We start from the raw sequence: 11,983 nt of genomic DNA, 5'->3' as shown, positions 1-11,983 counted from the left end.
AACGGACGCTTCCTTTGTACTCACCCGAGAGACTCTCTCGCGGCTTTCCTCCGGGCGCTTCCCTTCGGTCTTGCGTTTCCGACTCTATCAGATCCTTTCGGACCCGATTCCCAGTCGGCGGGATTCTCGCTGCCGTTCCGAAATCCGCTTATTCGCGTTTCTCTTTTCCGGCGACTCTGACTTTAACAGAAGTTCTGAGTCAGATATTCCCGCCCTGTTCGTGCACCGGTTTCTGGTGCACGAGGCGACCGGGTTCCCGTTCAGGCGGAGCCGTAAACGTACTGGAGCGGGGCGCCGCGATGCAAATCGAGGCGCCCCGCTCCGGGTTCGGGGCTCGGGTCAGCCCTGATGAGGTGTCAGACCTCGACCACGACCGGCAGGATCATCGGGCGGCGACGGTAGCTGTCGGAGACCCACTTGCCCAGCGTGCGCCGGACGAGTTGCTGCAGTTGGTGGGGTTCCACGACACCGTCCTGGGCCGATCGCTCCAGGACTTCCGTGATCTTCGGGATGACCGCCGCGAACGCCGAGTCCTCGATGCCCGAACCGCGGGCCTGGATGTGCGGGCCGCCGGTGATCTTCCCGGTGGACGAGTCCATCACCACGAACACCGAGATGATGCCCTCGTCTCCGAGGATCTTGCGGTCCTTGAGCGCGGGCTCGCCGACGTCGCCGACCGAGAGCCCGTCCACGTACACGTATCCGGCCTGAACCTTGCCCACGATCTTGGCCTTGCCCGCGACGAGGTCGACGACCACCCCGTCCTCGGCGATCACGATCCGGTCGTGCGGGACGCCGGTGAGGGCGCCCAGCTCGGCGTTGGCGCGCAGGTGGCGCCATTCGCCGTGGACCGGCATGAGGTTCTTCGGCCGGCAGATGTTGTAGAAGTACAGCAACTCGCCGGCCGACGCGTGGCCGGAGACGTGCACCTTGGCATTGCCCTTGTGGACGACGTTGGCACCCCAGCGGGTCAGTCCGTTGATGACGCGGTAGACGGCGTTCTCGTTGCCCGGGATGAGCGACGAAGCAAGGATCACCGTGTCGCCGTCGACGATGCGGATCTGGTGGTCCCTGTTGGCCATCCGGGACAGTGCCGCCATCGGTTCGCCCTGCGAGCCCGTGCAGACCAGCACGACCTCGTGGTCCGGAAGGTCGTCGAGGGTCTTGACGTCGACCACCAGACCCGGGGGGACCTTCAGATAGCCGAGGTCGCGCGCGATGCCCATGTTGCGGACCATCGAGCGGCCGACGAAGGCCACCCGGCGACCGTACTCGTGGGCGGCGTCCAGGATCTGCTGGATGCGGTGGACGTGGCTGGCGAAACTGGCCACGATGATCCGCTTGCGGGCGCCCGCGAAGACCTGGCGCAGGACGTTCGAGATGTCGCGCTCGTGCGGGGTGAAACCCGGCACCTCGGCGTTCGTCGAGTCGGAGAGGAGGAGATCGATTCCCTCCTCGCTGAGCCTGGCGAACGCGTGCAGGTCGGTGAGGCGGTTGTCCAGCGGAAGCTGGTCCATCTTGAAGTCGCCGGTGTGCACGGCCATGCCCGCTGGGGTGCGGATGGCGACCGCCAGGGCGTCCGGGATGGAGTGGTTGACCGCGACGAACTCGCAGTCGAAGGGGCCGATGCGTTCGCGGTGGCCTTCCTCGACCTCGAGCGTGTAAGGCCGGATGCGGTGCTCCTGGAGCTTCGCCTCGATCAGGGCGAGGGTCAGCTTGGAGCCGATCAGCGGGATGTCCGGCTTCTCGCGGAGGAGGAAGGGGACACCGCCGATGTGGTCCTCGTGGCCGTGGGTGAGGACGATGCCCTCGATGTCGTCGAGGCGGTCCCTGACGGAGCTGAAGTCCGGCAGGATCAGGTCGATTCCGGGCTGCTCCTCCTCGGGGAAGAGCACTCCGCAGTCGACGATCAGCAGGCGGCCGCCGTACTCGAAGACGGTCATGTTTCGGCCGATTTCCCCGAGGCCGCCGAGTGGGGTGACCCTCAGGCCGCCGTCGGGGAGCTTGGGCGGTGGGCCGAGTTCAGGATGCGGATGACTCAAAAGACTCTCCTGACCACGCGCGCCACGTACCGGTCGGGCACGTGGCGCGCATGACGTTCGTGCAGAAGCAGTTGTCGGTTGGGATTTCGGGACCTCCGTCCCGTCTATTCAGTTGTGAAGTCTGGTGTCAGAGCTGTACCCCGCCCGCCGCAAGATCGATCTTGAGCTGGGCCGTCTCCTCGGGGGACAGGGAGACCATGGGCAGGCGCAGCGGCCCGCCGGGCAGGCCCCGCAGGGCGAGCGCCGCCTTGGTGGTCATGACGCCCTGGGTGCGGAACATGCCGGTGAAGACCGGGAGCAGCTTCTGGTGGATCTCGGTGGCCTTCTGGACGTCGCCGGAGGTGTAGGCGTCCACGAGGGCACGCAGCTCGGGGGTGACGACGTGGCCGACCACGGAAACGAAGCCGACGGCGCCGACCGAGAGCAGCGGCAGGTTCAGCATGTCGTCGCCGGAGTACCAGGCGAGGCGGGAGCGGGCGATGGCCCAGCTGGCTCTGCCGAGGTCGCCCTTGGCGTCCTTGTTGGCGACGATCCGGGGGTGCTCGGCGAGGCGCACCAGTGTCTCGGTGTTGATCGGGACGCCGCTGCGGCCGGGGATGTCGTAGAGCATGACCGGCAGTCCGGTGGCGTCGGCGACCGCCGTGAAGTGGGCGTACAGGCCCTCCTGCGGGGGCTTGTTGTAGTACGGCGTCACCACGAGCAGGCCGTGTGCGCCGGTGCGTTCCGCGGCGTGGGCGAGTTCGATGCTTTGGTGGGTGTCGTTGGTGCCGACGCCCGCGACCACGAACGCCCGGTCGCCGACGGCCTCCAGGACGGCTCGTACGAGATCCGATTTCTCCGCGTCGCTGGTGGTCGGGGACTCGCCGGTGGTGCCGTTGATGATCAGGCCGTCGTTGCCTGCGTCCACCAGATGGGAAGCGAGCCGCTGCGCGCCGTCGAGGTCGAGTGCGCCGTCCGCCGTGAAGGGCGTGACCATGGCGGTGAGGACCCGCCCGAAGGGGGTCTGCGGAGTCGAGGTCGGAGCCATGGGTAACACGCTACTCGCTGCTCATTGCGGGGTACCCCCTCGGGGGAGGCGACAAGTGGTGACAAAGTGGAGCCCGGCACTGCCCGCTCGGGGGTTCAAGCAGTGCCGGGTCCGTTTGATCAGGCTAGATGAACCTATGCAAATACCGCAATACGGACATCGCTCTAGGCTGACGCTGCCCGCGGCGGACATCGGTGGTGCGCCGTGACCGGGTGGCCCCGTCCTACGGCGCCACGCGGCCGTTGGCGTTGAAGGCCGCGTACGTCAGCGGCATCAGCCGGGCCCACTCCTCCTCCATCTTCTCGCCCACCATCTCGATCTCCCGCTGCGGGAACGACGGCACCTTCGCCAGCTCGTGCTGGGTGCGCAGCCCCAGGAAGTGCATCAGGGAGCGGGCGTTGCAGGTCGCGTACATGGAGGAGTAGAGGCCGACCGGGAGGACCGAGCGGGCCACCTCGCGGGCGACTCCGGCGGCGAGCATCTCCTGGTACGCCTCGTAGGCGTGGCGGTAGGAGTCCTCCATCACGCGGCCGACCAGTTCCTGCTGGGCCTGGGTGCCGTCGACGAAGACGTACTTGCCGGGGCGGCCCTCCTGGACCAGCTTGCGGGACTCGTCCGGGACGTAGAAGACCGGCTGGAGCTCGCGATACCGGCCCGACTCCTCGTTGTACGACCAGCCCACGCGGTGGCGCATGAACTCCCGGAATACGAAGATCGGGGCGCTGATGAAGAAGGTCATCGAGTTGTGCTCGAAGGGACTGCCATGCCGGTCCCGCATCAGGAAGTTGATCAGGCCCTTGGAGCGCTCCGGGTCCTTCCGCAGCTCGTCCAGGGACTGCTCGCCGAGGGTCGAGACGCGGGCGGCGAACAGTACGTCCGCGTCGGACGCGGTGTGCTTGACCAGCTCGACGGTGACGTCGCTCCGGAAGCTGGGTTTCAGGTCGTCGGCGGGCGTTGCGGACACGGCTCGGGGGGTCCCTTCGTCACGGTCTGGGGCGGCGCCCACTCTACGGGGCGGTACTGACAACGGGGCGTTCGGCGGCCGTCCCCGACAATCTTCGACGATTTCTGTGAATTCGGTGAAACTGGGCACCGTCTGGGGAACTCACTCGTCTCATCCAGTAGCAGTGACCAGTTCGACCCCTTGAGGAGTAGCTGTTCCCATGTTCCGTCGGCGCGAGCCCGTTCCCTTCGCCTTCCTCGCCGAAGCCGACAAGTTCCGCAGTAATGTCACTCCCCCTCCGCGTGAGCGCGCCTCCGCCGGCCAGATGGCCGGTCGCTGGCTTCTGGGGCTCACGGTGGTCGCGGGGCTCGCGGGCTCCCTGATCGTCGGGATGCCCGCTCTGTCCGTCGACCAGACGCCCGCGCACACCCAGCAGTCCGAGGCATCCGTCAGGCGGTGACCTCCTGCCTCCCCGGCCCCGCGTGGCCGGGGAGGCACTCCCCCGGGCCCCCCAGGGTGGTGGGCGGGGACACGGCTCGGTAGCCTCACCGGGCAACGCCCGCGTGGATTGTTTTGAGTGAGGATCAGTCGTGCCCCTGCCTTTCCTGACCGCTGATCGCGCTTTCGACGAGGCGGCGGCGGACGATCTGGCACTGCCCTTCGACGACCGCGACCGCTGGCGGCGCCCCTACCGACTGGGGCCCTGGCGGGTGGGCGCCGCAGCGCTCGTCCTGCTGATCGCCTCGTACATGCTCGCCGCCACCATGATCATCGCGCTCGCCGGGACGACGACCGCCGCGGCGGCCTGTCTCGTCGGCGCCCTTCTCGTCATCGTGTGTGCGCTGCGGCTGCTGCGGATGGGTGTCTGGGTAAGTGCGCGCGGATTGCGTCGGGTCGGTTTCCTGCTGACCCGGACCACGCCGTGGGAGAACGTCGTGGCGGTGCGGATGGTGCAGCAGCCGGTGCGCTGGCTCGGTCTGCCGCGCACGGTGCAGGGCCAGGCGCTGGTCCTCGCGCGCAAGGACCGCTCCGAAGACGATCTGCCGCCGCTGCTGACCACGCACAACGCCGACTTCCTGGCCCGGTTCGAGGCCTTCGACCGGGCGGCTGACGCGGTCGAGGTGTGGGCGGACGAGTACCGCGGGGGCTGAGTCCCCGGGCGTCCCCTCGCCCCCTGACGCTTCGAGGGCTGGTCCGCGGGTGCGGACCGGCCCTCGAAGCGTGTGCGGCCGGTTCAGCCCGGCGCCTACGCCTCCACGGGCGGCCTGCCGTCGTGCAGGGCGATGGCGCGTTGCATCGCCCTGCGGGCGCGGGGCGTGTCACGGGCGTCGTGGTAGGCGATGGCGAGCCGGAACCAGCTGCGCCAGTCGTCCGGGGCGTCCTCGGTCTCGGCCTTGCGCCGGGCGAAGACCTCGTCGGCTGAGGCGCGGTCGATCCTCCCGGACGGGGTGCGCTTCAGTTCGTCCACGGGCAGCCCGCCCTCGGCGTCGAGTTCGGCGGCGAGCTGGTTGGCCTTGCGGACGAACTGGGTGTTCTTCCACAGGAACCACAGACCGATCACAGGCAGGACCAGCACGGCGACACCGAAGGTGACCGTGATGGGGGTGCCGCTCTGGATGAGCATGACCCCGCGGCTGCCGACCAGGACGAAGTAGACGACCAGGACGGCGGCCGTGACGGCGTAGGTGATCTTCGCGCGCATCTGAGGGTCAGCCCAGGTCCAGGAAGTGTTCCAGGCCGAAGGTGAGGCCCGGGGTGGTCACGACGCGGCGGGCGCCGAGCAGGATGCCCGGCATGAAGCTGCTGTGGTGCAGCGAGTCGTGGCGGATGGTGAGCGTCTCGCCCTCGCCGCCGAGGAGGACCTCCTGGTGGGCGAGGAGGCCGCGCAGCCGGACCGAGTGCACCGGGATGCCGTCGACGTCCGCGCCGCGGGCCCCGTCCAGGGCGGTGGCGGTGGCGTCGGGCTGCGGGGCGCTGCCCGCGCGGTCGCGGGCGGCGGCGATGAGCTGGGCGGTGCGGGCGGCTGTGCCGCTCGGGGCGTCCACCTTCTTCGGGTGGTGCAGCTCAATGACCTCGACGGATTCGAAGTAGGGCGCCGCGGCTTCGGCGAACTTCATGGTCAGGACCGCGCCGATGGAGAAGTTCGGTGCGATCAGTACGCCCGTCCGCGGGGAGGCGTCGAGCCAGGACCGGAGCCGGGCGAGGCGCTCGTCGTTCCAGCCCGTCGTGCCGACCACGGCGTGGATGCCGGCCCGCACGCAGAATTCGAGGTTGCCCATGACCGAGTCGGGCGTGGTCAGCTCCACGGCGACTTCGGCGCCGGTGTCGAGCAGCGTCTGCAGCTGGTCGCCCCGGCCGAGCGCGGCCACCAGTTCCATGTCCTCGGCGGCCTCGACGGCCCGTACGGCCTCTGATCCGATCCGGCCCTTGGCTCCGATGACCGCCACGCGCAGCTTGCTCATTGCTTGTTCCTTACCGGGAAGACGAGGGTGACGAGGGTGGGGAGGCCGCGGGCCTCAGGAGACCGCTTCCTGCAACCTGGCGGCCTGCTTGTCCTTCAGGGGGCCGATGACCGACAGCGAGGGCCGCCGGCCCAGGACGTCACGGGCGACCGCGCGCACGTCGTCCGGGGTGACCGCCGCTATCCGCGTCAGCATCTCGTCGACCGACATCTGATCGCCCCAGCACAGTTCGCTCTTGCCGATGCGGTTCATCAGCGCGCCGGTGTCCTCCAGCCCGAGGACCGTGGAACCGCGGAGCTGGCCGATGGCGCGGTCGATCTCGTCGTCGGACAGGCCGTGCCGGGCGACCTGGTCGAGTTCGTCGCGGCAGATCTTCAGCACGTCGTGGACCTGGCTGGGGCGGCAGCCCGCGTAGACGCCGAAGAGGCCGCAGTCGGCGAAGGACGAGGTGTACGAGTACACGCTGTAGGCCAGGCCGCGCTTCTCCCGGACCTCCTGGAAGAGGCGGGAGGACATACCGCCGCCGAGCGCTGTGTTGAGCACGCCCATGGCCCAGCGCCGTTCGTCGGTGCGGGCGAGGCCCGGCATGCCGAGGACCACGTGGGCCTGCTCGGTCTTGCGGTCGATGACCTCCAGCCGGCCCGCGGTGCGAATGACACGGTGGCCGTCGCGCGGTGCGATGGGCGCGGCCTGGGTCTCCTTCAGGGCGCCGGCCTTCTCGAAGGCGGCCCGGACGAGACGTACGACCTTCTGGTGGTCGATGTTGCCGGCGGCGGCCACGACCAGGTGCGTCGGGTCGTAGTGGCGCTTGTAGAAGCGGCGGATGCGGTCGGCGGTGAGTGCGTTGACCGTGTCGACCGTGCCGAGGACGGGGCGGCCGAGGGGGGTGTCGCCGAGCATGGTGTGCGCGAACAGATCGTGCACACAGTCGCCCGGGTCGTCCTCGGTCATCGCGATCTCCTCGAGGATGGCGCCGCGTTCGACGTCGACGTCCTCCTGAAGGATCACCGAGCCGGTCAGCATGTCGCAGACGACGTCGATGGCGAGCGGCAGGTCGGTGTCGAGCACGCGCGCGTAGTAGCACGTGTACTCCTTCGCCGTGAAGGCGTTCATCTCGCCGCCGACCGCGTCGATCGCGGAGGAGATGTCGAGGGCGCTGCGCCGGGAGGTGCCCTTGAAGAGCAGGTGTTCCAGGTAGTGCGTGGCGCCGTTCAGGGCGGGGGTCTCGTCGCGGGAGCCCACGTGCGCCCAGATGCCGAACGTCGCGGAGCGCACGGACGGCAGGGTTTCGGTGACGATGCGCAGGCCCCCGGGGAGGGTGGTCTTACGCACCGTGCCGATGCCGTTCACGCCCTTGATGAGGGTTTGGGTACGGGCGACGGCCCGCTCCTCCGAAGAGGTGCGGGCCGTCACCTGGGGGCTACGGGACGTCACTTGTCGCCGTCGTCCTTCTGGTCGCTCTTGTCGGTGTCGGAACCTTCCTCGCCCTCGATCACGGGGATCAGGGAGAGCTTGCCGCGGGAGTCGATCTCGGCGATCTCGACCTGGACCTTCTGGCCCACGCCGACGACGTCCTCGACGTTCTCCACGCGCTTGCCGCCGGCCAGCTTGCGGATCTGCGAGATGTGCAGCAGACCGTCCTTGCCCGGGAGCAGGGAGACGAAGGCACCGAAGGTGGTCGTCTTCACGACCGTGCCCAGGTAGCGCTCGCCGACCTCGGGCATCGTCGGGTTGGCGATGCCGTTGATGGTGGCGCGGGCGGCCTCGGCGGCCGGGCCGTCGGCGGCACCGATGTAGATGGTGCCGTCGTCCTCGATGGTGATCTCGGCGCCGGTGTCCTCCTGGATCTGGTTGATCATCTTGCCCTTGGGGCCGATGACCTCACCGATCTTGTCGACCGGGATCTTCACGGTGATGATCCGCGGCGCGTTGGGGGACATCTCGTCCGGGGTGTCGATCGCTTCCATCATCACGTCGAGGATGTGGAGGCGGGCGTCACGGGCCTGCTTGAGGGCGGCGGCCAGGACGGAGGCCGGAATGCCGTCCAGCTTGGTGTCGAGCTGGAGGGCGGTGACGAACTCCTTGGTGCCGGCTACCTTGAAGTCCATGTCGCCGAAGGCGTCCTCCGCACCGAGGATGTCGGTGAGGGTGACGTAGTGCGTCTCGCCGTCGATCTCCTGGGAGATCAGGCCCATGGCGATACCGGCGACGGGGGCCTTCAGCGGCACACCGGCGTTCAGCAGCGACATGGTGGAGGCGCAGACGGAGCCCATCGACGTGGAGCCGTTGGACCCGAGGGCCTCGGAGACCTGGCGGATCGCGTACGGGAACTCTTCCTTGCTCGGCAGCACCGGCACCAGGGCGCGCTCGGCAAGGGCGCCGTGACCGATCTCGCGGCGCTTGGGGGAGCCGACGCGGCCGGTCTCGCCGGTGGAGTACGGCGGGAAGTTGTAGTTGTGCATGTAGCGCTTGCGGGTCACCGGGGAGAGGGTGTCCAGCTGCTGCTCCATGCGGAGCATGTTGAGCGTGGTGACGCCCAGGATCTGGGTCTCGCCGCGCTCGAACAGCGCCGAGCCGTGCACCCGCGGGATGGCCTCGACCTCGGCGGCGAGCGTACGGATGTCCGTGACGCCGCGACCGTCGATGCGCTTCTTCTCCTTGATCACGCGCTCACGGACCAGCTGCTTGGTCAGAGACCGGTACGCGGCGGAGATCTCCTTCTCGCGGCCCTCGAACTCCGGCAGGAGCTTCTCGGCGGCCAGCGACTTGACGCGGTCCAGCTCGGCCTCGCGCTCCTGCTTGCCGGCGATGGTGAGCGCTTGGGCGAGCTCGGCGCGGACGGCGGCGGTGAGCGCCTCCAGGACGTCCTCCTCGTAGTCGAGGAAGATCGGGAACTCGGCGGTCGGCTTGGCGGCCTTCGACGCGAGGTCGGCCTGGGCCTTGCACAGGACCTTGATGAAGGGCTTCGCGGCCTCGAGACCGGCGGCGACGACCTCCTCGGTGGGGGCCTCGGCACCGCCCTTGACCAGCTTGACCGTCTCCTCGGTGGCCTCGGCCTCGACCATCATGATCGCGACGTCGCCGTCCTCGAGGGCGCGGCCGGCGACGACCATGTCGAAGACGGCCTCCTCGAGCTCGGTGTGCGTCGGGAAGGCCACCCACTGGCCGCGGATCAGCGCGACGCGGACGCCGCCGATCGGGCCGGAGAACGGCAGACCGGCGAGCTGCGTGGACGCGGAGGCGGCGTTGATCGCCACCACGTCGTACAGGTGGTCGGGGTTGAGCGCCATGATCGTGGCGACGACCTGGATCTCGTTGCGCAGGCCCTTCTTGAAGGACGGACGCAGCGGGCGGTCGATGAGGCGGCAGGTGAGGATGGCGTCCTCGCTCGGCCGGCCCTCGCGGCGGAAGAAGCTGCCGGGGATCTTGCCGGCCGCGTACATCCGCTCCTCGACGTCCACCGTGAGCGGGAAGAAGTCGAGCTGGTCCTTGGGGTTCTTGGAGGCTGTGGTGGCCGACAGCACCATGGTGTCGTCGTCCAGGTACGCCACGGCGGAGCCGGCGGCCTGCTTGGCCAGGCGGCCCGTCTCGAAGCGGATGGTACGGGTGCCGAAGGAACCGTTGTCGATCACGGCCTCGGCGTAGTGGGTCTCGTTCTCCACTAGCGTTTTCTCCGTTACTTTCGTCTTTTGCCTCCGCTGCCCGTGTGGCAGGAAGGCGATGGGGTGCCCCCGCTGCCCGTATGGCGTTCAGAGGCTGTGACGGAGAAGCGCTCCACTGGTGCGGGCCGGTCTTCGATCGAAGCACCCGGGGCTCACTTCCCCCGGGGGCCACTACCGAGGACCGGCGGCGGCGAGGTGCGCTTCTCCTCGTTCTGTGTGTTTCGTGCGTTCTTTGTGTTCGGTGTTCCGTGTGACGGCGCCCGTGCGAGTGCCGTCACGCTCAGTGGTCCGTATTGCTTTGTGCTACCACACTACAAAGGGGCGGAGACACTCCGCACGTACAGCAAAGGGAGCGGCCCCCTTCGAGTGGGAACCGCTCCCTTGCTGACGTCCTACTTGGCGCCGCCCGCCGCACCGCGGCGGATGCCGAGGCGGTCGACCAGCGCACGGAAGCGCTGGATGTCCTTCTTGGCCAGGTACTGCAGCAGCCGGCGGCGCTGGCCGACCAGGATGAGCAGACCGCGGCGGGAGTGGTGGTCGTGCTTGTGGGTCTTGAGGTGCTCGGTCAGGTCCGAGATGCGGCGGGAGAGCAGCGCGACCTGGACCTCGGGGGAGCCGGTGTCGCCCTCCTGGGTGCCGAACTCGCTGATGATCTGCTTCTTCGTGGCGGCGTCGAGCGACACGCGTGACTCCTTGATGTCTTCTGGATGGCCTTCGAGTGCCCCCGGTCTTCATCTCGGGGAACTTCCGTTACTCGGAAGGCGACGTCCGTGGGGCGCTTGCTCCGGGCTGACCGTCAGTCTTCGTCAGAATTCGCCGGTCGGTTTCGGTCGTCGTCGGCTGACCTTGGACGACCTGTGTCCGGAGTGTGTGCGCACACGGCGTTACACAGGGTACCAGGAGGCGAGGGGCGGTCCTCCCCCGTCCCGCCCGGTCGCCGTTCCCCGCTCCGTTCCCGCCGAGCGGCGGGTGCGCCGCCACTAGGGTGTTGCGGGCAGTCGTTCACAAGTCGGGACACGTCGGGAAGGGGCCGCTGGGCGATGGCGGAGACGGAAGAGGAGATCAAGGCGCGCAAGGAACGGGAGAAGGACGAGTTGTACGCGCTCGACATCTCCGGTGTCGAGTGGCAGGGCGCGCCGGGCACCGAGGAGCACGAGGAGCGGGTGGAGATCGCCTACCTGCCCGGGGGCGCGGTGGCCATGCGATCGTCCCTCGATCCGGAGACCGTGCTGCGGTACACCGAGGCGGAGTGGCACGCGTTCGTCCTGGGGGCGCGCGACGGGGAGTTCGATCTGGAGCCCGCACCGCACAACGGGGGTATGGCGGCCGAATAGGCCGCATCCGCGCGGGGAGTTGACACGGAGTCACTCCGGGACGCTCCGGGAGCCGTTCTGGACGGTTGTGGGAGCCGGCCCGGGAGGCGGTCCGGGAGCCGTCCCGATTGACACCGAACACCGAGCGGTTTTTACGGGAGGGGGCCGACATGCGGGGCACGTCGGCCCCCTCTGTTGTGCGTTTATGGCGCTTCCGAGGTGACGGTGGGGCCGATGGGCCTGCCGTCGTGAGGGTTGCGGTGATTAGGCTGGGACGGGGCGCGCTGCCACAACCCGACGACGGGCGGCCCGCGTTCCGCAGGGGGAGCATCGGCGGTCGAACGGTCGCGCCCACCCCGGCCCGAGGGAGCAGGACCACACCAGGAGGCATTGTGAGCAGCGATCGGGACGAGATCCGCGGGGGCTGGGACCCAGCCGGCGATGATCAGTCCGACGCCGAGTCCGACGCCGAGACCACGGGCGAGTTCACCATCGACTACGCACCGCCTGCCTGGTACACGCAGAACGCTTCCA

Annotated in this window: 11 protein-coding genes and 1 pseudogene; 4 read left to right on the top strand and 8 right to left on the bottom strand. The window is 68.7% G+C overall.

Annotation, left to right across the window (positions count from 1 at the left end; all coding sequences use genetic code 11):
• Positions 1–356 precede the first annotated feature (356 nt).
• From EF387_RS44060 to thyX, 3 genes are all read right to left on the bottom strand, one after another.
• Positions 357–2,042, bottom strand: coding sequence for a ribonuclease J (locus EF387_RS44060; protein ID WP_128382229.1), 1,686 nt, complete (start codon positions 2,040–2,042; stop codon positions 357–359).
• A 127-nt stretch (positions 2,043–2,169) separates the two neighbouring features.
• The gene (dapA, locus tag EF387_RS44055; RefSeq protein ID WP_128382228.1) at positions 2,170–3,069 is read right to left on the bottom strand and encodes a 4-hydroxy-tetrahydrodipicolinate synthase; all 900 of its coding nucleotides are present in this window, start codon (positions 3,067–3,069) and stop codon (positions 2,170–2,172) included.
• 223 nt (positions 3,070–3,292) lie between these two features.
• Positions 3,293–4,033, bottom strand: a complete 741-nt coding sequence (thyX, locus tag EF387_RS44050; protein WP_128382227.1) for an FAD-dependent thymidylate synthase — start codon at positions 4,031–4,033, stop codon at positions 3,293–3,295.
• A gap of 199 nt (positions 4,034–4,232) precedes the next feature.
• Here thyX and EF387_RS44045 point away from each other — a divergent pair, with 199 nt between their 5' ends.
• Together EF387_RS44045 and EF387_RS44040 are read left to right on the top strand one after the other, a co-directional pair.
• Positions 4,233–4,472, top strand: coding sequence for a hypothetical protein (locus tag EF387_RS44045; protein WP_128382226.1), 240 nt, complete (start codon positions 4,233–4,235; stop codon positions 4,470–4,472).
• 130 nt (positions 4,473–4,602) lie between these two features.
• On the top strand, positions 4,603–5,163 hold the full coding sequence (locus EF387_RS44040; protein ID WP_128382225.1) for a hypothetical protein: 561 nt from the start codon (positions 4,603–4,605) through the stop codon (positions 5,161–5,163).
• A gap of 95 nt (positions 5,164–5,258) precedes the next feature.
• On the opposite strand, the gene EF387_RS44035 is transcribed toward EF387_RS44040, so the two are convergent.
• The 5 genes from EF387_RS44035 to rpsO all read right to left on the bottom strand — a co-directional run bounded on the left by EF387_RS44035 (position 5,259) and on the right by rpsO (position 10,819).
• Positions 5,259–5,714 carry a tetratricopeptide repeat protein gene (locus EF387_RS44035; RefSeq protein ID WP_128382224.1) on the bottom strand — a complete coding sequence of 152 codons (456 nt, stop codon included), beginning with the start codon at positions 5,712–5,714 and terminating at the stop codon, positions 5,259–5,261.
• 7 nt (positions 5,715–5,721) lie between these two features.
• On the bottom strand, positions 5,722–6,474 hold the full coding sequence (gene dapB / locus EF387_RS44030) for a 4-hydroxy-tetrahydrodipicolinate reductase (RefSeq protein WP_128382223.1): 753 nt from the start codon (positions 6,472–6,474) through the stop codon (positions 5,722–5,724).
• A gap of 54 nt (positions 6,475–6,528) precedes the next feature.
• Positions 6,529–7,908: a M16 family metallopeptidase gene (locus EF387_RS44025; protein ID WP_128382222.1), complete on the bottom strand. Its 1,380-nt coding sequence runs from the start codon at positions 7,906–7,908 to the stop codon at positions 6,529–6,531.
• Positions 7,905–10,136: a polyribonucleotide nucleotidyltransferase gene (locus tag EF387_RS44020; protein ID WP_128382221.1), complete on the bottom strand. Its 2,232-nt coding sequence runs from the start codon at positions 10,134–10,136 to the stop codon at positions 7,905–7,907. Before EF387_RS44020 ends, EF387_RS44025 begins: the two co-directional genes overlap by 4 nt.
• A gap of 392 nt (positions 10,137–10,528) precedes the next feature.
• Complete coding sequence (gene rpsO, locus EF387_RS44015) at positions 10,529–10,819, bottom strand: 30S ribosomal protein S15 (protein WP_128382220.1); 291 nt, start codon at positions 10,817–10,819, stop codon at positions 10,529–10,531.
• Positions 10,820–11,176: 357 nt separating this feature from the next.
• Between rpsO and EF387_RS44010 the strand changes: the two genes are divergently transcribed.
• Both EF387_RS44010 and EF387_RS50305 read left to right on the top strand, forming a co-directional pair.
• Complete coding sequence (locus EF387_RS44010) at positions 11,177–11,470, top strand: DUF397 domain-containing protein (RefSeq protein ID WP_128382219.1); 294 nt, start codon at positions 11,177–11,179, stop codon at positions 11,468–11,470.
• Positions 11,471–11,619: 149 nt separating this feature from the next.
• Positions 11,620–11,970: pseudogene (locus EF387_RS50305) on the top strand (SCO5717 family growth-regulating ATPase); the annotation flags it as partial.
• Between the last annotated feature and the right edge of the window lie 13 nt (positions 11,971–11,983).

The sequence above is a fragment of the Streptomyces cavernae genome, assembly GCF_004023625.1.
Taxonomy (GTDB): domain Bacteria; phylum Actinomycetota; class Actinomycetes; order Streptomycetales; family Streptomycetaceae; genus Streptomyces; species Streptomyces cavernae.
This window is presented reverse-complemented; position numbering and strand designations above follow the sequence as displayed.